This is a genomic window from Streptomyces sp. NPDC048288 (assembly GCF_043201555.1).
Lineage (GTDB): Bacteria > Actinomycetota > Actinomycetes > Streptomycetales > Streptomycetaceae > Streptomyces.
Map to the genome: position 1 here is coordinate 502589 of NZ_JBICZD010000005.1, position 17828 is coordinate 520416.

Annotated in this window: 17 protein-coding genes and 1 pseudogene; 9 read left to right on the forward strand and 9 right to left on the reverse strand. The window is 71.8% G+C overall.

The window, feature by feature from the left end:
- Nucleotides 1-116: 116 nt before the first annotated feature.
- The gene (locus tag ACGFZS_RS21020) at nt 117-548 is read right to left on the reverse strand and encodes a universal stress protein (RefSeq protein WP_393796382.1); all 432 of its coding nucleotides are present in this window, start codon (nt 546-548) and stop codon (nt 117-119) included.
- A 333-nt stretch (nt 549-881) separates the two neighbouring features.
- On the opposite strand from ACGFZS_RS21020, the gene ACGFZS_RS21025 reads away from it, so the two are divergent.
- The 3 genes from ACGFZS_RS21025 (at nt 882) to ACGFZS_RS21035 (ending at nt 4354) form a co-directional block, all read left to right on the forward strand.
- Nucleotides 882-2099: a 4-hydroxybenzoate 3-monooxygenase gene (locus ACGFZS_RS21025; RefSeq protein WP_393796383.1), complete on the forward strand. Its 1218-nt coding sequence runs from the start codon at nt 882-884 to the stop codon at nt 2097-2099.
- A gap of 181 nt (nt 2100-2280) precedes the next feature.
- The gene (locus ACGFZS_RS21030; RefSeq protein ID WP_393796384.1) at nt 2281-3039 is read left to right on the forward strand and encodes an alpha/beta hydrolase; all 759 of its coding nucleotides are present in this window, start codon (nt 2281-2283) and stop codon (nt 3037-3039) included.
- A 169-nt stretch (nt 3040-3208) separates the two neighbouring features.
- Nucleotides 3209-4354 (forward strand): PP2C family protein-serine/threonine phosphatase, encoded by a 1146-nt coding sequence (locus ACGFZS_RS21035; protein WP_393796385.1) that lies wholly within the window; start codon nt 3209-3211, stop codon nt 4352-4354.
- Nucleotides 4355-4358: 4 nt separating this feature from the next.
- Here the strand turns inward: ACGFZS_RS21035 and ACGFZS_RS21040 are convergent, their stop codons facing one another.
- From ACGFZS_RS21040 to ACGFZS_RS21055, 4 genes are all read right to left on the reverse strand, one after another.
- Nucleotides 4359-4871, reverse strand: coding sequence for a hypothetical protein (locus ACGFZS_RS21040; RefSeq protein WP_393796386.1), 513 nt, complete (start codon nt 4869-4871; stop codon nt 4359-4361).
- A gap of 22 nt (nt 4872-4893) precedes the next feature.
- Nucleotides 4894-5574 (reverse strand): hypothetical protein, encoded by a 681-nt coding sequence (locus tag ACGFZS_RS21045; protein WP_393796387.1) that lies wholly within the window; start codon nt 5572-5574, stop codon nt 4894-4896.
- Nucleotides 5575-5647: 73 nt separating this feature from the next.
- Nucleotides 5648-6310, reverse strand: coding sequence for a response regulator transcription factor (locus tag ACGFZS_RS21050; protein WP_393796388.1), 663 nt, complete (start codon nt 6308-6310; stop codon nt 5648-5650).
- Nucleotides 6307-7476, reverse strand: a complete 1170-nt coding sequence (locus ACGFZS_RS21055) for a sensor histidine kinase (RefSeq protein WP_393796389.1) — start codon at nt 7474-7476, stop codon at nt 6307-6309. The genes ACGFZS_RS21050 and ACGFZS_RS21055 overlap by 4 nt, the downstream gene beginning before the upstream one ends.
- Nucleotides 7477-7614: 138 nt before the next feature.
- Between ACGFZS_RS21055 and ACGFZS_RS21060 the strand changes: the two genes are divergently transcribed.
- Genes ACGFZS_RS21060 through ACGFZS_RS21070 form a run of 3 tightly spaced genes read left to right on the forward strand, consistent with a single transcriptional unit; the run spans nt 7615 to nt 10894 of the window.
- Nucleotides 7615-8547 (forward strand): ABC transporter ATP-binding protein, encoded by a 933-nt coding sequence (locus tag ACGFZS_RS21060; protein WP_393796390.1) that lies wholly within the window; start codon nt 7615-7617, stop codon nt 8545-8547.
- The gene (locus tag ACGFZS_RS21065; protein ID WP_393796391.1) at nt 8544-10115 is read left to right on the forward strand and encodes an ABC transporter permease subunit; all 1572 of its coding nucleotides are present in this window, start codon (nt 8544-8546) and stop codon (nt 10113-10115) included. Before ACGFZS_RS21060 ends, ACGFZS_RS21065 begins: the two co-directional genes overlap by 4 nt.
- Complete coding sequence (locus ACGFZS_RS21070; RefSeq protein WP_393796392.1) at nt 10112-10894, forward strand: ABC transporter permease; 783 nt, start codon at nt 10112-10114, stop codon at nt 10892-10894. Before ACGFZS_RS21065 ends, ACGFZS_RS21070 begins: the two co-directional genes overlap by 4 nt.
- Nucleotides 10895-11074: 180 nt before the next feature.
- Here ACGFZS_RS21070 and ACGFZS_RS21075 read toward each other — a convergent pair whose 3' ends face one another.
- From ACGFZS_RS21075 to ACGFZS_RS21090, 4 genes and pseudogenes are all read right to left on the reverse strand, one after another.
- Entirely contained in the window at nt 11075-12199 is a 1125-nt protein-coding gene (locus ACGFZS_RS21075; RefSeq protein WP_393796579.1) for a glycoside hydrolase family 19 protein, read from the reverse strand.
- A gap of 86 nt (nt 12200-12285) precedes the next feature.
- Nucleotides 12286-12561, reverse strand: coding sequence for a septal ring lytic transglycosylase RlpA family protein (locus ACGFZS_RS21080; protein WP_393796580.1), 276 nt, complete (start codon nt 12559-12561; stop codon nt 12286-12288).
- Nucleotides 12562-12624: 63 nt separating this feature from the next.
- A pseudogene (locus tag ACGFZS_RS21085) lies at nt 12625-13131 on the reverse strand (lectin); the annotation flags it as partial.
- Between the two features lie 195 nt (nt 13132-13326).
- Nucleotides 13327-14292 (reverse strand): zinc-binding dehydrogenase, encoded by a 966-nt coding sequence (locus ACGFZS_RS21090; RefSeq protein WP_393796393.1) that lies wholly within the window; start codon nt 14290-14292, stop codon nt 13327-13329.
- A 120-nt stretch (nt 14293-14412) separates the two neighbouring features.
- Here ACGFZS_RS21090 and ACGFZS_RS21095 point away from each other — a divergent pair, with 120 nt between their 5' ends.
- The 3 genes from ACGFZS_RS21095 (at nt 14413) to ACGFZS_RS21105 (ending at nt 17805) form a co-directional block, all read left to right on the forward strand.
- A complete protein-coding gene (locus ACGFZS_RS21095; RefSeq protein ID WP_393796394.1) occupies nt 14413-14907 on the forward strand; it encodes a MarR family winged helix-turn-helix transcriptional regulator in 495 nt (164 codons plus the stop codon).
- A gap of 155 nt (nt 14908-15062) precedes the next feature.
- Nucleotides 15063-15524, forward strand: a complete 462-nt coding sequence (locus ACGFZS_RS21100; RefSeq protein WP_393796395.1) for a GNAT family N-acetyltransferase — start codon at nt 15063-15065, stop codon at nt 15522-15524.
- A 265-nt stretch (nt 15525-15789) separates the two neighbouring features.
- A complete protein-coding gene (locus tag ACGFZS_RS21105) occupies nt 15790-17805 on the forward strand; it encodes a hypothetical protein (RefSeq protein WP_393796396.1) in 2016 nt (671 codons plus the stop codon).
- The last annotated feature ends 23 nt before the right edge of the window (nt 17806-17828 follow it).

Genomic DNA, 17828 nt, shown 5'->3' on the forward strand with positions numbered 1-17828 from the left:
CCGCGCCACCTACCCCCCCCGCGCCCCCCCCCCCCGCCCCCCCCCCCCCCCCCGCCGCCCCCCCCCGCCCGCCCCCCGGCCCCCCGCCCCCCCCCGGGTGGTGGCGGCTTCGCCGGTCAGGCCTCCTGGTTGCCTTCCGGCGCGAGCAGGATCGCCGTGTTGGTGTGGTGCGCGACGGCGTCGCTGACACGCGGGTCGAACAGCGCCTCCACGGCGCCCCGGTGATGGGGGCTGAGGACGATGAGATCGGCGGCGAACTCCTCCGCCGTCTCGGAGATGGCGGCCGCGACCTGCGTGGTGAGCCCCCGGACGAGGGTCCCCTCGGCCTTGACCCCCTGCGCGCGCAGCGCCGTCAGCGCCTCGTCGAGAACGGCCTGGGCCTCGGTGTCCTCCTCCAGGGGGACGACCGCGGCGATGGAGGCGGCGGAGGCGATGACGTGTATGACGCGGACCTCGGCGTTCGTCAGCTGCGCCAGCTCGCCGGTCAGCCGCACGGCGGAGTGGCGGGCGGGGCTGGGATCGACGGCCACCAGGATGCGCTGGAACACGGACACTCTTCTTCCCCTTCTTCCGGGGACGCGGAAGGGCGACTCGATGGTCAGGAACGCCGGATCGCGGCGTGGCGGGTCGGCGCGTCCGGCGCCGAACGAGTGCTTCCCGTCCCCACCCTGTGATCATCTCACCCACCACCGGCCGACGGCACAGTGATCCGTGTAACAGCCACTGAACTGCCGGGATCGGGACGGTGTCGGCCGTCCGGCAAGCCGTGGCCGGCGCGGGCCCGAAGGCGCCGCCCCGATCCGGCGCACGCCGCCTCGCCGTCCGCCGGATCCGGCTAGGCTGACGTGCGGAGGCGCCAAGTGGCCGTGGGGGAGCGCGAGTTGGATGAGACACCGGAGTCCACGACGGTCGTGGTGATCGGCGCCGGACCGGCCGGACTGACCGTCGCCAATCTGCTGCGCAGATCCGGCGTCGGCTGCGTGGTCCTGGAGAGCCGCAGCCAGGAGTACGTGGCGCAGCGGCAGCGGGCCGGCATCGTGGAGAGCCGCGCCGTGCGGATGTTCGCGTCCTGGGGGCTGGCCGACCTGGTGCTGGCCGGTCCGCCGCACGACGGCATCCTGGAGTTCCGGGTGGACGGCGAGAGCCGGCTCGTCGACGACAGCGACGGTTCCGAAGGCCCCGGGGCCCGGCTCTGTCCCCAGCAGGTCCTGGTCCAGAAGCTCACCGCCGCCCACCTCGCCGACGGCGGCGATATCCGCTACGAGGTGGCCGACGTCTCCCTGCACGACCTCACCGGCGACCACCCGACCGTCCGCTACCGCTCCGCCGACGGCACCCCGCACGCGATCACCTGCGCCTTCGTCGCCGGCTGCGACGGTGATCACGGCGTCACCCGCACCGCCGTCCCCGACGACGTCCTCACCGCCCACGCCCTCGACCACGGCATCGGCTGGCTCACCGTCCTCGCCGACGCCCCGCCCCCCACCCACCCCCTGCTCGCCGTCAGCCCGCAGGGCTTCGCCGCGCACTTCCCCCGCGGACCGCACAGCAGCCGCTACTACCTCCAGTGCCCGCCCGACGACCACCCCGACGCCTGGCCCGACCATCGCGTCTGGGACGCGCTGCGCACCAGGCTCGCCGACCCCGGCCTGCCCGCCGGCCCGATCACCGAGCGCGAGACCTTCCGGCTGCGCAGCCTGGTCCACGACCCCATGCAGTACGGCCGCCTGTTCCTGGTCGGGGACGCCGCCCACATCGTGTCCCCGATGGGCGGCAAGGGAATGAACCTCGCCCTGTACGACGCCGACCTCTTCGCCCGCGCCGTCCGGGACCACGTCCGCGACCACGACGACACCGGACTGCGCACCTACTCCCAGCGCTGCCTGCGCCGCGTCTGGAACGACCAGGAGTTCTCCCACTGGCTGACCCGCACGGTCCACGACGCCGGCGACGACACGGACTCGGGCCCGTTCCTGCGCAACCTGGCCCGCGCCCGCCTCGACCGCCTCTTCACCTCCCCGACGGCCGCCCAGGCCTTCGCGGAGCTGATGACCGGCCTGGACCCGGCCCAGGACAGCCCCGTCCCCACGGATCGTTGAGCCTCCGCGAAAACCCGTTGGCGGACCGCGGCTGACGTTGCTACCTTTCCGGAGGCCGTGCGAGAGAACGAGGAGGTGGTACCCGTGAACGAATCGACATGGGTGCTTCCCTCCGGGGTCACGGTCGGGCGATAGATCGTCCGGGAGCGCCATTTCACGAGCACTCCCGAAAGGCACCACCATGGACCTTCCCTCGGCCCTTCACCTCACTTCCGAACGGCACCTCGACGACGGTGTCCGCGAACGTGAGTTCACCCTCGGCGAGATCCCCGGCATCCTGTGGACACCCGCATCGGCGGCCGCGTCCGCGCCGGTCCCGCTGATCCTGCTCGGCCACCCCCCGCTCGGGGTGCGCAAGATGTACCCCCGACTGGTGGCGCGGGCCAGGCGCGCCGCGGCGGACGGCTTCGCCGCGGCCACCATCGAGCTCCCCGGGAGCGGTGACCGGCCCCGCTGGGCCGCCGTCGAGCAGCCCCGCGCCGACATGCGCCGGGCCGTGCAGGCCGGCGAGCCGGTCAGCGACGAGATCATCGACGCCCTCGTCCTCCCGCTCGTCGACAAGGCGGTCCCGGAATGGCGGACCGCCCTCGACGCCCTCCTGTCGCTGCCGGAGATCGGCGGCCCGGTCGGGTTCTCGGGGGGAGTGATCTCCATCGGCGTCCGCCTCGCCGTCGTCGAGCCGCGCATCGCGGCCGCCGGTCTCTTCGCCGGCAGCTTCGTGCCTCGCGCCATGTTCGAGGAGGCCCGGCAGGTCACCATTCCGCTGCACGTCCTGCTGCAGTGGGACGACGAGGGGAACCACCGGCAGGCGTCCCTGGACCTCTTCGACGCCTTCGGCTCCAAGGAGAAGTCCCTGCACGCCAACATGGGCGGCCACGCCGGCGTCCCGCAGTTCGCCGGGGACGCCGCGGCGCAGTTCTTCACCCGGCATCTGAAGTGACCCGGCGCGCGCCCCTCGGATCGGGAACCACCCCGATCCGAGGGGCGCGCGTCCCACCCCGCTGACGCCACCGAGCGCAGCCGCACGCTCACAGGAGGCCGCGCCCGGGAATGGCAGACGCGTTGCCGTGTGCTAATGGTGGGAGAGAACGACGAGTACGGAGCAGGACGTGAACGTTGCGATCATCACGACGCCTGTGGTCGACACCTTGCGGGCGTGGCGGCATTCCGCGCCGGGACCGGTGTGGCTGGCCGGACCCGTCCTGCTGATCATCGCGATCCCGGTGGCCGACGGGTTCCTGCCGCCGGACATCCACCTCGCCCACCTTCTCGTCGTCGCCGTGGCGGTCACCGCGGTCGGTACCGGGCCGCGCACCACCGCGCTGATCGGGACGCTGGCGGTCCTCGCCCTGGTCGTCGCGGGCGTGGAGCGGCGGACGCTGACCACCGAGAGCGTCCTCGTCGAGCTCTCCGCACTCCTCGCCGTCTGCGCGTTCTTCGTCCTCTTCACCGGCCTGCGGGACCGGCGCGAACGGGAGCTGGCCCGGGTGCGCTCGGTGTCCGACGCGGCACAGCGCGTCGTACTGCGGCCGTTGCCGAAGCGGGCCGGCCCCGTCACCCTCGCCTCGCACTACCGCAGCGCAGAGGCCGACGCCACCATCGGCGGCGACCTGTACGCCGCCGCGCGGATCCCCGGCTCCACCCGGATCCTCATCGGGGACGTCCGCGGCAAGGGGCTTCCCTCGATCAGCGACACGGCGATCGTGCTGGGCGCCTTCCGCGCCGCCGCACACCGCCGGATCCCGCTGCCGGAACTCGTCGCCTACATCGAGGACGCCGTCCGGTGGGGACTCGCCGAGTTCTCGGAACCGGAGGAGGACGCCGCCGAGCGCTTCGTGACCGCCGCCGTCATCGACATCCCGGACGGCGCCTCCGCGCTGCACCTGATCAGCTGCGGACACCCGCCGCCCCTCCTGCTGGCAGGCCGCACCGGCACCGCACGGCTGCTGACGGTCCCCGAACCGTCGCCGCCGCTCGGCCTGGGTGTCGGGCCCGCCCACCCGGACAGCGCCGACGGCTGCTACCTGCCGGCCACCTTCCCGTTCGAGCACGGCGACCGGCTGGTCCTGTACACCGACGGCGTCAGCGAGGCCCGGAACGCGGCCGGCGACTTCTATCCGCTCGCCGAGCGCGCCACGGTCTGGGCGGACCAGGCGCCCGGCCCGCTCGTCGAACGGCTCGCCGCGGACGTCCGGGCCTACGCCGACGGCCGGCTCAACGACGACATGGCCCTGATCGTCGTACAGCGCGACTGAACCATCACCGCTGAACAGCAGCCTCAGAGCTGGAGTACGAGAGCTCCCACGGCCTGTCCGGCACATACCCCCGCCACAGCAGCACGCCGTGCCTCTTCTCCCAGCGCGCCGCGATGCCGGCCCGGATCAGCCAGTCCAGGGCCAGCGGCAGGTGGACGAGGGTCAGCCAGGGGCTCAGGGCCAGTCCCATGACCAGCGCCGGCAGCAGTAGCGAGCAGAGGAAGGACGTGCTGACCAGGTTGTGGCGGAAGGAGCGGTCGACGGGCCGGATCATTCCGGGGTCTTCCAGCGGAACCGCTGCTTCGAAGAGTCGGACCTCACCGACCACTTTGAGCCGAGTAGCCCCGAGGATTCCGAAGAACACGATGCTGCCGAACACGCCGAGGGGGACCAGCCACAGCGCGTCGTCGTCCACGGCGGGTATCCCGCGTACCCCGAAGACCACCGGCGCGCTGATGACGCAGGCGCACACCGCCATCGCGGCGCCCATCAGCTGATGGTGAACGTACCTGGTCATCGAGCCCCCGCCGGCCGTAGTGTCAGCTGCCCGGTTCAACCGCCCGCGCCTGCCGTTTCGTGCGCACCACCACGGTGACGGTGCCCACCAGGAAGCCCGCCGCGAGGAGGCCGGTCCCGATCGATCCGTCGCGGATTCCGTCGGCGTCGTGCCCGTCGAGGTAGGCGACGTGGCGGACCTCGGTGGGGTGCGACGGGTCGAACACGACGGGTATGAGGCTTCCCGGTGCTGGATCGGTCGCCGACGTGGACGGGACATCGATGTAGGCTTCCACCGCTCCGGACCCCGTGTCGTAGCGCGCGGTCACGGCGTTCACCAAGTCCTCTTCCGACCGGTCGCTGATCTTGACCACGGTCGCGTCGGTGCGTCGGCCGTGGTGCCGGAGGTCCGACAGCAGCTGGTACTCCTGGTCGGCCTGCCACCCCGCGATTCCGGCAACGGTGGCGAATATCAGGAAGCCCGCGCCGGTCATGCGGGCCTCGGTCCACCGAGGGGCCAGCAGCCACGATTCCGGACCGATCCGCAGCAGCGCGGCCACGCGGTCGGCCCCGCCCTTCGCCGCGGCCAGCACCACCGCACAGCCGAGGACGTAGAGCCACAACGGCCCGATCGGCCCGAACGCCAGCCATACCACGACGGCCGCGACGGCCACGACGGCCACGACGGCCGTCGGCATTTCCCACCCAGCGTCGCGCTCGTCCATCTGCGCCTCCACCCGTTATGAGATGAGACTCGCCGGATCGTGCCTTGGTTGTAGGGCGTCCCGCGGTACCGCGTCAGCGTGGCGTGATGCGGTAACCGACGCCGGGTGTGGTGCTGATGACGGGGGGTTGGCCGAGCTTGCGGCGCAGCCGTCCGACGGTGACGGTGACGGTGTTGGTGAACGGGTCGGCGTGTTCGTCCCAGACCTGTTCGAGCAGGTCCTCGGTGCTGAGGTGGGCGGGGCTGGCGCGGAGCAGCGCTTCGAGGAGGGCGAACTCCTTGACCGACAGTTCGAGGAGTTCGCCGTCGCGGGTGGCGGTGCGGCGGATCGGGTCGAGTTCGATGCCTGCCGCGCGCAGTGTGCGGGCCCGGGCGGCGGGCTGGCGGCGGGCCAGGGCGTGGATGCGCAGGACGAGTTCGGGGAAGTGGAAGGGTTTGGTGAGGTAGTCGTCGGCGCCCACGGACAGGCCCGCGACGCGGTCGGCGGGGGTGTCGGCCGCGGTGAGCATGAGCACCATGGCCCGCTGATGGCGCTCGGTGATCAGCCGGCAGAGCGCGTCGCCGTGGATCCCCGGCAGATCGCGGTCGAGGACGACGACGTCGTAGGCGTTGAGGTCGAGTTTCGCCGCGGCGTCCAGGCCGTCGTACGCGAGGTCCACCGCCATGCCCTGGTCGCGCAGGCCCTCGGCGACGATCGCGGCCAGCGCCCGGGCGTCCTCGACCACGAGCACCCTCATCGTGGAGACCCGGCGGGTACGGCCGAGCGGGGCAGCGTGACGGTGACGCGCAGCCCTCCCTCGGGCCGGGCGTGCAGGTCGAGGCTTCCGCCATGGGTGGCGGCGACGGCGGAGACGATCGACAGACCGAGACCGGAGCCGTGCGCGCCGCCGGTACGGTCGACACCGAGCCGGTGGAACGGCCGTGCCAGCCGGCTGACCTGCTCGCGGTCGAGCACGCTTCCCCCGGTCTCGACGAGCAGCCGGGCATCGGCCCCGTCGCCCGCCACCCCGACCCTGATCCAGCCGCCCGGGTGGTTGTGGGCGACGGCGTTGTCGATCAGGTTGTCGACCATGCGGGCCAGCAGCGCCCGGCTGCCGCGGATCCACACCCGGTCGTCGAGCCGGCTGTCGACGGTCAGCTCGATCACGGCGACATCGGCGGCGCGGACGTCGAGGGCGTCGGACACCAGACGGGCCAGCGGAACCTCGGCGAGGTCCTGCGGTGTGCCGTGCTCAGTGCGGGCCAGGGTGAGCAGTCCGTCGAGCAGGCGGTCGATCCGGTCGAGCTCGGTGCGCAGCCGGTCGGACAGGGCGGTGGTCGAGGCGGGGACGGGACCGGGCTTGGCCATGGCCACGTCCAGCGCGGCCCGCATGGTGGCCAGCGGGGTACGGAGTTCGTGGGAGGCGTTGGCGGCGAACAGCCGCTGCGCGTCGAACGCGGCCTCCAGGCGCTCCAGCAGTCCGTCGATGGTGTCGGCGAGGTCCTTGACCTCGTCGTGCGGAGCCGCGACGGCCAACCGCCGGTGCAGGTCGTCGGCGGTGATCCGGCGGGTTGCCGCGGTGATCGTACGCAACGGCCGCAGCATCCGGCCCGCGACGGTACGGCCGAGCAGCGGCGACACCACGGCCATCACGACCAGCGCGACCACCGCCCCCATGAGCAGCTGCCGCAGCTGCTGGTCCTGCAACTGGTGCACCTGGGCCTGCAGGGCCGCGATGTGCCGCTCCGCGGCCGGCGACCGCCGACCGTCGAACGGCACCGTGGCCTTGGTGTTGCGCACGAACACCGCGATGGTGATGCCCAGCAGGGCGGCACCGGAGAGCAGGAACAGGGCCATGTACAGGACGGTGAACCGCAGCCGGATGCCGTGGCCCCGCAGTCCCAGACGTGATGTGCCCTTCATTCCTGCCCTCCCCCCACACCGGTGCCCGCCCCCTGGGTGCCTCCCCCGTGCGGTCTCCAGAATGACCGGTCCGACCTAACAACGACATGACAGCGGCGGTTCCGTCGGTGTTACGGCCCGCTGCCTAGAACGTCGGTCATGACTCCACCACCCATCGAAGTCCACGAACTGCACAAGCGCTACGGCCGGTCGGTGGCCCTGCACGGCATGTCCTTCACCGTGGCGGCCGGGCAGGTCACCGGGTTCCTCGGCCCCAACGGCTCGGGGAAGTCCACCACACTGCGGGTCATCCTCGGCCTGGACGCCCCCGACGCGGGCAGCGCCCTGGTCGGCGGGCGGCCCTACCGCCGGCTGCGGCACCCGCTGCGCCACGTCGGCTCACTGCTGGACGCCTCGGCGCTGCACCCCGGCCGCAGCGGCCGGAACCACCTGCTGTGGCTGGCCCACTCCCAGCATCTGACCGCCCGCCGGGTCGACCAGGTCCTCGACCAGGTCGGGCTGTCCACGGTGGGACGCCGCCGGGCCGGCGGCTACTCGCTGGGCATGCGGCAACGGCTGGGCATCGCCGCCGCGTTGCTCGGCGACCCCGCCGTGATCCTCCTCGACGAGCCGTTCAACGGCCTCGATCCCGAGGGCATCGCGTGGATCCGCGGGCTGCTGGCCGAACTCGCCGGGCAGGGCCGTGCCGTACTGGTCTCCAGCCATCTCATGAGTGAACTCCAGGACGTGGCCACCCATGTGGTGATCGTCGGACGCGGCCGGGTCCTCGCGGACACCGGCCTGGGTGAGCTGATCGCCGCCGCGTCCGACGGGCGGGTGCGGCTGCGCAGTTCGGCGCCGGACGCGGCGGCCGCCGTACTGGAACGGGCCGGTGCCGCGGTGACCGTCCTCGGCCACGACGTCCTGACCGCGTCCGGACCGGCCGCCGAGACCGTCGTGTCGCTCCTGCACGCCCACGCGGTCCCGTTCGCCGAGGTCACCACGGAGCGGGCCACCCTCGAAGAGGCCTACTTCGACCTCACCCGCGGAGCCGCCGAGTTCACCTCCGCCTCCGACCGGAGGACCCGATGACCACCACCATCGACACCGGTACGGCCGCGGACGCGGCGGAGCGGGACGGCTTCTCGGGGCTGCTCCGGGCGGAGTGGACCAAGTTCCGTACCGTGCCCGCCTGGCGCCTCGGCATGGTCGCCGCCGTACTGGTCACCCTGGTGTTCGGGGTGCTCGCCGCGGCGGCCTCGAAGTCGGTCTGCGGCGCCGCCCCGGGCCGGACCTGCACCAGTCCCGCCGAGACGGTGGGACCGGACGGCGAACAGGTCCTCGACAAGTTCACCCTCGTGCACAAGTCCCTGACCGGCGACGGCAGCATCGTCGCCCGCGTGACCTCGCTGACCGGCATCATCACCTACCCGCGGTCCGACTCCGACGCCATCGTGCCCGGCGTCGAACCCTGGTCCAAGGCCGGGATCATCATCAAGGACGGCACCACCCCCGGCTCGCGGTACGCCGCCGTCATGGTCACCGGCGGCCACGGGGTGCGGATGCAGTACGACTACACCCACGACACGGCCGGCAGCCCCCACGCCCTCGTCTCCGCGTCCTCGCCGCGCTGGCTGCGGCTGACCCGCTCCGGCGCCACGCTCACCGGCGCCGAGTCGGACGACGGCTCCCGGTGGACCACGGTCGGCACGGTAACACTGCCCGCCTTGCCCGCGACGCTCCAGGCCGGGCTGTTCGTCACCTCGCCCTTCGACGTCCAGATCGAGCAGGGGCTCGGCAGCGGATCGGCCCGCCACTTCACCCAGGCCAGCGGGGTCTTCGACCAAGTCGGCCTGCGGGGGCGGGAATCGGGCTTCTGGCGCGGCGACACCGTCGGCGGGGCCTCGGACACCGACTGGGACCGCCACCACCGATCGGCCGGATTCACCCGGTCCGGCGGTACGTTCACGGTGACCGGCTCCGGCGACATCGCGCCCCGGCCGGACCCCGGGACACAGATCCAGCGCGCCCTCATCGGCGGGTTCGCCGGTCTGATCCCGGTGATCGTCGTGGCCACCCTCTTCATCACCAGCGAGTACCGCCGCCCGCTCATCCGCACCACCCTGGCCGCACACCCGCGCCGGGGCCGGGTCCTGGCCGCGAAGACCCTCGTGACCGGTGCGGTCGCCTTCGCCGCCGGGCTCCTCGCCGCCGGACTCGCCGTCCCGGTCTGCAGCCGGATCCTGCGCGCCAACGGAGCGCGGATCCCCCCGCTCACGGCACTCACGGCCGCGCAGGTGATCGCCGGGACCGCGGGAGTCCTCGCCCTCACCGCCGTCCTCGCCCTCGCGCTCGGCGCCCTGCTGCGGCGCAGCGCCGCGGTCGTCACCACCGTCGTCGTGGCGGTCGTCCTCCCCTACTTCCTGGCGGTCACGTCCGCGGTACCGACGACAGCCGCGCAGTGGCTGCTGCGCGTCACCCCGGCCGCCGCCTTCGCCGTCCAGCAGGCCGCCCCGCAGTACCCGCAGGTCGACGGCCCCTACACACCGTCCAACGGCTACTTCCCGCTCGCGCCCTGGGCCGGCTTCGCCGTCCTGTGCGGTTACGCCGTGCTCGCCCTCGGCCTCGCCGTCCACCGGCTGCGCCGGAGGGACGCATGAGCCCGCGCGAGGCGCTGCACGCCGAATGGACCAAGGCCCGCACCCTGTCCGGCACGATCTGGCTGCTGCTGGGCACTGTCGCCCTGACGACCGTCGCGAGCGCGGCCACGGCGGCGGCCAGCACCTGCCGCGCCGCCGACTGCGACCTCGACCCCGCCAGGATCGGCCTCGGCGGCATCCAGCTGGGCCAGACAACCGTCGCCGTCCTGGCGGTGGTCGCCGTCGCCGGCGAGTACAGCACCGGCACGATCCGGGTGAGCCTTGCCGCGATTCCCCGGCGGCCGCTCGTCCTGGCGGCCAAGGCGGCCGTGCTCACCGCTCTGGTGCTGGCCGCCGGAACCGCCGCGGTACTCGCGTCCTTCCTCGCCGGGCGGCACATCCTGCCCGGCAACGGCGTCGGCCCGGATCACGGCCTGCCGACACTCTCCCTGGCCGACGGCCCGATACTGCGGGCCGTCGTCGGGTCGGTGCTCTACCTCGTTCTCATCGCCCTGCTGGGCCTGGGCGTCGCCACCGCCGTCCGGGACTCCGCCGCCGCGATCGGGACCGTCCTCGGCCTGCTCTACCTCTTCCCGATCCTCGCCGCCGTCGTCACCGACCCCGGCTGGCACCGGCGCCTCCAGCAGATCGGCCCCATGACCGCAGGCCTCGCCGTCCAGGCCACCACCAGCCGGCCCGACCTGCCCATCGGCCCCTGGGCCGGTCTCGGCGTCCTCGCCGCCTGGGCCGCCGCCGCACTCCTCGCCGGCCTGCTCGCCCTTCGACTCCGCGACGCGTGAGCCGTCGACCCCCGGAACGCCGGAGGTGATCAGCGCTGTCAAGGGAGTTGCGAGGTCGCGCGGGGCGAACAGGTCGGGACCGGCATGGGAGACGCATTGTCCCGGCAGCGAAGGACGCGGTCGTCCTCGTCGAGAGCCTGATGTCCGGCTGTCCGACCGTGCGGGGCGGCTCGGAAGGGATCAGCAGTACAGGTTGCTGCCCGGGGACACGCCGAGGATCGAGGTGAAGCGCTGGTAGGCGTCGACGCGGCTCTGGACCTGGGCCGGGTTGCGGCCGTCGCATTCCAGGGAGCCGTTGATGGAGCGGACGGTCTGCCCGAAGCCGGTCTGGTTGACCATGGCGTTGTGGGGTGTCATCGTGCCGGGGCCGGTCTGGGTGTTCCAGTACCACAGGCCGGTCTTCCAGGCGACGGCCGAGTCGTTCTGGACCAGCCAGGGGTTGTCGAGGAGGTCGATGCCGAGCGCGTCGCCGGCGGCCTTGTAGTTGAAGTTCCAGCTGAGCTGGATCGGGCCCCGGCCGTAGTACGCGGCCTGGCCGGCCGGGCAGCCGTAGGACTGGCTCCAGTCGCAGTACGTCGGGTAGTTGGCGGTGTTCTGCTCGACGATGTACACGAGGCCGCCGGTCTCGTGGCTGACGTTGGCGAGGAAGGCGGCGGCCTCCTGCTTCTTGACGGTGTCGCTGCCGGTATTGGCGAAGCCGGGGTACGCGCTGAGCGCGGCGGTCAGGCCCTGGTAGGTGTAGAAGCCGTTCCGGTTCGGGAACATCTGGTTGAACTGGGCCTCGCTGACGACGAACCCGGACGGAGTGCCGCCACCGCTGCCGGCCGGGGCGTTCCACTTCTGGTTGGCACCGCCGGTGCACGTCCATATCTGCAGGCGGGTTCCGTTGGCGCTGTTGTTGCCCGTCACGTCGAGGCACTTGTCGGCGGCGGGGTTGACGATGTCGTGGGCGGCGGTGACGACCCACTGCTGGTTCGCGCCGCCGGAACAGTCCCAGAGCTGGACGGGGGCTCCGTCGGCCGTGCTGCGGTCGACCACGTCGAGGCACTTGCCGAGGACGCGCAGGGTGCCGTCGCCGTTGTTGGACCAGCTCTGGGCGCCGGTGCCGTTGCAGTCGTAGAGCTGTACGGCCGTGCCGTTGGCGCTGCTCGCGCCGGCCGCGTCGACGCACTTGCCGGCCAGCCCGGTGATCTGGCCGGTCGCCGCCTGGGCCGGGGCGACGGCGAACAGGGCGGACAGGACGGCGGCGAGGACGACGCCGAGGGCGAGGCGGCCGAGGGCGGAGCGCCCGCGGAGCCGGGACATGAGGAGAGAAGGACGCATGGGGGAGCTGCTCCTGACGCGAGCCGAGGGGGGTGGGAGAGCGTGACCGGGCCTGTTGCGGCGCTGGCTCAGCCGAGGACCTTCTGGGTCACGACGATGTGTCCGGCGTCGGGGTCGAGAACGCCGCCGAGCCTGTTGAACGCGCCGTCGGTCAGGTCGAGGCACTTGGGTTCCTGCGGGGTCTGGACGAACGTCCCGCGGTCGTTGACCCGCACGGTCAGGGACCGGCCGTTGGCGACGTCGGTGACCTGGACCAGCGTGCCGAAGGGCAGTTGAGGCTGACGGGAGAGGGAGGTGGCGACCGTGTCGGCGTTGTTGTCGAAGACCTCGCCACTGGCGGTCAGGGCGCCGGGTGGCTGGGGGCCGTAGTGCGTGGCCCAGCACTGTTCGCCGCTCTGGTCCGCGGGAGCGGGAGCGTTCCACTTCTGGTTGTCGGAGCCGGTGCAGCTCCAGATCTGGATCCGGGCGCCGTTGGCGGAGGAGCGGTCGGTGACGTCGAGGCACTTGTTCGCCGCCGGGTTGACGATGTCGTGGGCGGCGGTGACGGTCCATCGCTGGTTGGCGCCGCCCGTGCAGGACCACAGCTGGACCTTGGCGCCGTCGGCGGTGGAGTCGGCGGTGACGTCGAGGCATTTGCCCAGGGCGCGCAGGGTGTTGTCGGCGCCCGGGGTCCACTGCTGGGCGGCGGTGCCGTTGCAGTCGTAGAGCTGCACCGGGGTGCCGTCGGCGGAGTTGGCACCGGCGACGTCGAGGCACTTGCCGGCGAGGCCGGTGACCGGGCCGGTCGCGGCCGCTGCTGCCGTGGTCGCAGCTGTCGCCGGTGCGGCGGTCGAGGGGCTGAGCAGTAAGGCCAGCAGAGCCGTGAGAGGAGTGCCGCGTAACGCGGTGGTGAGGAGCGAGGAGCGAGCAGCCATGGGGGGTGGGGGAGCCTTTCCGGAAGGGACACGTACGTGTGGCGGAGGCCGACTGGACGCACGTCAGGATGACCTGACACCGTGAAAGCTAAAGGTCTATACCAAGCCCGTCAAGGCGTGAACATGACATATCTGTCGGCGTCCTGCGGTGGCGTATCCGTCGGGGGCGGTACCCGCTGGGGTGCGTTGCCGGGCTCAGGGCACCAGGACGGTGCGCACGCCCGGGATCTCGGGTGCGGTCCAGGCGGTTTCGACGTCGGCGAGAGGTGCCGGACGGGCGGTGACGGCGAGGCCGCCGCTCTCGATCTCCTCGACCAGCGCGGGGAGTTCCTCCAGGTAGGTCCTGGTCGACACCGCGCCCTGGCCGTTGCCCTGTAGCCGGAGGTTCGCCGAGCGCAGGGCGACCGACGGGAGTTCGATGGTGGGACCGGCCATGGCACCGATCTGGATCCAGTTCAGGGCGCGCCCGCGGTCGGCACGGGCCCGCAGCAGTGCCATGATCGCGTCCCCGGCGGGCCTGCCCCACAGGTAGTCGAGGACCAGGTCGACCTCGGCGGCGGCGTCGGCCAGCGCCGCGGAGGTGGCGTCGGCGTCGTCGGTGAGCGCGACGGTCGCGTCCGCGCCGATGCCCGGCAGGGCGGCCAGCCGGGCCCGGTCGCGGCCGGCGCCGACGACGCGGCCGGCCCCGAGGCGCTTGGCGACCTGGACGCCCATCTGGCCGGCGTTGCCGGTCGCGCCGAGGATCAGCACCGACTGCCCGGCCTTGATCGGGACGCGGCGGCGCAGCGCCACCCAGGACGACATCGCCGGGTTCATGGCCGCGGCGATCTTCACGACGTCCGCGTCGTCGGGCAGCGGGACGCTGCGGCGGCGGTCGATGACGGTCCGGGTGGCCATCGGGCCGACCATGTCGTCGTCGGCGACGAAGTACACCAGCCGCCCGTCCTCGCCCCGGCCGACCCCGTCGACACCGGGCACCATCGGCAGCTTCCCGGTGCTCGTGTAGTGGCTGCCCGATGCGCCGGTACGCACCCTCGGGTGCAGGCCCACCGCCAGGACGTCGACCAGCGCCTGGTCCTCGTCGGACGGGGCGGGCAGGTCGAACGGCTCGTAACGGGGCGGCTTGTCGAACGAGCTGACGACGGCGGCACGGATCTCCATAGCCGTTCTCCTCGGTCTTGGTGCGTGGAACGAAGGATTTAGTGTGCGTCGCGAAGGATTTAGTTCGTGACGCAAATCAAAATAGTAGGTGCCACGTACCTTTGCAAGTAGGGTCGGGACATGACGTCATCCCCTGCCATGCCGCCGCCCGGACTGTCGCCCGCGGTCGAGGACCTCGGGCTGGTCGATGCCCTGGCCCAGCTGTCGTTCCTGGTGCACAGCGCCCTGACGGAGGTCGCGGGGCAGCACGACCTGTCGGTCGTCCAGACGCGGCTGCTCGGGATCCTGCGGGACCGGAAGCCGACCATGAACCAGCTCGGCCGGCACCTCTGCCTCGACAAGTCCTCGATCAGCGGCCTGGTGGACCGTGCCCAGCGCCGCGGGCTCGTCACCCGTACGGCCAGCGAGACCGACCGACGCTCGTTCCAGGTGTCGATCACCGATGCGGGCCGGCAACTCGCCGAGCAGGTCGCGGTCCAGTTCGCCGAGCGCATCGAGAAGTGTGCCGAACCGCTTCCCGAAACCGACCGGCAGCTGCTGTCACGCATGGCGACCCGGCTCGTGACCGCCGACGCCCACCTCCGCGGCATCGACCTGCGCACCACACCCCACTGACCGAACCCGTCACCGACGTGCCCTGCCGGTCCGCGTCTCGGGACGCTCGCGGTCGCCGCACGCGTCCTCGCGGGGCCTGTCCGGTGGGGCCGTCTGTTCCCGTAAGACGCTCGCCTGGATCATGGGATGACGACGAGGGGCTGTGGAGGTGCCGAGTGACCATCTCGATCCGGTCCGCGCGATCCGGGGAAGCAGGGTTCCTGTCCGAGCTTGCGCTGCGTTCCAAGGCTCACTGGGGATACGACGTCGAGTTTCTCGCCTCGTGCCGTGCGGAGTTGACGCTCACCGACGCGGAACTCGGCATCCGCCGAACGACCGTGGCGGAGCGAGCCGGCGGCATCGTGGGCTTCACGACCTTGGAGGGCGACCCGCCGCAGGGCGTGTTGGGCATGATGTTCGTCGACCCGCGCGCGATCGGGAGGGGCATCGGCCGCCTGTTGTTCACCCATGCCGTCGAGACCGCCCAGGCCTTGGGATTCACCCGCTTCACCATCGACGCGGACCCGAACGCCGAGCCCTTCTACGAGGCCATGGGCGGGGTTCCCGTCGGCCGTGTTCCCTCCGGATCGATTCCCGGCCGAACCCTCACCCGATATCTGCGTAGCGTTCCGGGCTGAGGGGGCTGAGGGGGCTGAGGGGGCTGAGGGGCCGGCTCGAGGGCGCACCCGGTGGCCGACGGGAACAACAGCCGTCGGCCGCCGGGGAGATGTGAACTTGCAGGGTTCGATGGAAAACTTTCAGTAGGGTCAACTCGCTTGGTCGGAAGGCAAGGTGCGCTACTTGCACGTATCTTCTGCATGACCATTGAACCGCCTCATCGGCCCCTGCTAGCTTGCCGCCACTCGGCTGCCCACCCGACGTCGTCGAAGACCGGGAGTTCCGATGAAGCCCTCAAGACTCGCGCTGCTCACCGCCGTTGCCCTCCTGATGTCGACGGCCCCCGCGCTGTCGGCCGTGGCGGCGCCCGGTCAAGGCGCGGCCGCTGCGTCCGGCACCGGTACCACTGCCCCCCAACTCGCGCTGTCGGACCCGGGTTTCGAGAACGGCGGGGTGGGCTGGACCTTCAGCTCCGGTGCCGGGGTCGGTGAAGGGAACGTCCACAGCGGCAGCCGTTTCCTCTATCTCGACGCCGGTGCGGGGAAGTGGGGCAGACAGACTCTGATCGCTCCCCGCGACGGCAGTTACGACTTCTCCGCGTGGATCGGCAGCGCCGGGACCGGCGGTACGTACACGATCCGGCGCAACGGCGAGACCGTCGGCACGGTCGAGCTGCCGGAGCGCCGCGCCTACGCCCGCTACACCATCAGCCGCGTCGAACTGAAGGCAGGCGACCGGCTGGAGATCGTCTTCGGCTCCGGCACCGCCTGGGTCAACGCGGACGACCTGATGATCTCCCCGGCCGCGCCCGCGGACCCGGAGGTCACCTCGTCCGACCCGGAGGCCGTGGCGATGTTCGACTGGGCCAAGCGGAAGGCGAACAGCTGGGTGCAGCTGCCCGGCACGGTGGGCCCGGTCAACGCCGACGAGAACCACACCAGCGGCACCGGCACCGCGCCGTACGGGCCCACCTACTGGGCCGGATACGCCAACCGCAGCGCCTACTACTCCCGTGACATGACCCACCAGCTCGCCGGCGCCCACCTCATCGGCCTGGACACCGAGAACGAGACGATGCTCCGCTCGTACGCGGCGTCGGCGACCGCCGAGCACCAGTACTTCCCCGTGTGGTCCCTCAACTTCGACGCCCAGACGTATCTCAGCATCGACTACCACGGCCCGGACGACTTCGTGCGCGAGGTCCCGGCCACCTTCGAACTCGTCGAGAAGGCGGCCCAGGCCTACCTGTGGACGGGGGACCGCGGATACGTCGACGACCCGGTGCTCTGGGACTTCTACCGGCACGCCACCGAGGACTTCATCGACCTGCACAACAGCGCCGTGCCCAACGGGAAGGTCAAGGTCGCCGAGGGCACCGGCAAGGGCATCTTCTCCGGCGCGGCCAGCTACAACGAACAGGACGGCGACGGGCTCGCCGAGGCCGGCGACGGCATCGCCTCCGAATACCAGGCCTACCTGGCGATGGCCGTGCTCGCGCGCGGCAAGGGCGACACCGCGCTGGCGAAGAAGTACGACCGCAAGGCCGCCGACCTGAAGGCCTACTTCAACGACACCTGGAGCGGCACCGGCAGCGGATCCGCCATGGTCCGTGCCTACACCCTCTCCGGCACCCCGGTCACCGGCTGGGGCAAGGAGAACAGCGTCTTCATGCCGATGAAGCAGATCATCGACCCGGGCCCGCGCAACGACGCCTACCTCGACTACATCCAGGCACAGGAGCTGGGCCCGGACGGCTCGCCCAACATCGAGTCCACGACGTACCTGCCCGACATGTTCTTCCGCAACAACCGCGCCGACACCGCCTGGTGGTGGATGAAGAAGATCTACGGCGAGCGCGAACAGCAGCACGTCAACTCCCGCCAGGGCCCCGACGGCGACTACCCCGAGGTGTCCTTCACGCTGGTCAGCCAGACCGTCGAGGGCCTGATGGGCATCACCCCGAACGCCGCGGACCGCCAGGTGACCACCCAGTCCCGGCTGCCCTCGGGGATGAAGTGGCTCCAGGTGGCGGACGTGCCCATCGGCACCGGCACCGGCACCGGCACCGAGGCCGGCACGGTCACCGTGCGCCACGACGGCGCGACGAAGACCACCCTGACCAACAACTCCCGGTACGGCGCCTACACCTGGGAGGCCCGCTTCCCCGGCGCCCACAAGAAGCTCACCGTCAACGGCGTCCCCCAGCACGCCCGCACCAAGACCGTCAACGGCGTCACTTACACCTACGCGACACCCACCGTGCGCGCCGGAGCCACCACAGTCGTCCAGGTCACCGACTGACCCACCCACCACCGCGCCAACGG

Bases quoted from the DNA above. Each gene is read 5' to 3' on its own strand.
- ACGFZS_RS21090 (WP_393796393.1), bottom strand. From the start codon at position 14,292: ATGGAGATCCGTGCCGCCGTCGTCAGCTCGTTCGACAAGCCGCCCCGT.
- ACGFZS_RS21105 (WP_393796396.1), top strand. From the start codon at position 15,790: ATGAAGCCCTCAAGACTCGCGCTGCTCACCGCCGTTGCCCTCCTGATG.
- ACGFZS_RS21055 (WP_393796389.1), bottom strand. From the start codon at position 7,476: ATGAAGGGCACATCACGTCTGGGACTGCGGGGCCACGGCATCCGGCTG.
- ACGFZS_RS21030 (WP_393796384.1), top strand. From the start codon at position 2,281: ATGGACCTTCCCTCGGCCCTTCACCTCACTTCCGAACGGCACCTCGAC.
- ACGFZS_RS21065 (WP_393796391.1), top strand. From the start codon at position 8,544: ATGACCACCACCATCGACACCGGTACGGCCGCGGACGCGGCGGAGCGG.
- ACGFZS_RS21095 (WP_393796394.1), top strand. From the start codon at position 14,413: ATGACGTCATCCCCTGCCATGCCGCCGCCCGGACTGTCGCCCGCGGTC.
- ACGFZS_RS21050 (WP_393796388.1), bottom strand. From the start codon at position 6,310: ATGAGGGTGCTCGTGGTCGAGGACGCCCGGGCGCTGGCCGCGATCGTC.
- ACGFZS_RS21040 (WP_393796386.1), bottom strand. From the start codon at position 4,871: ATGACCAGGTACGTTCACCATCAGCTGATGGGCGCCGCGATGGCGGTG.
- ACGFZS_RS21045 (WP_393796387.1), bottom strand. From the start codon at position 5,574: ATGGACGAGCGCGACGCTGGGTGGGAAATGCCGACGGCCGTCGTGGCC.
- ACGFZS_RS21075 (WP_393796579.1), bottom strand. From the start codon at position 12,199: ATGTCCCGGCTCCGCGGGCGCTCCGCCCTCGGCCGCCTCGCCCTCGGC.
- ACGFZS_RS21070 (WP_393796392.1), top strand. From the start codon at position 10,112: ATGAGCCCGCGCGAGGCGCTGCACGCCGAATGGACCAAGGCCCGCACC.
- ACGFZS_RS21060 (WP_393796390.1), top strand. From the start codon at position 7,615: ATGACTCCACCACCCATCGAAGTCCACGAACTGCACAAGCGCTACGGC.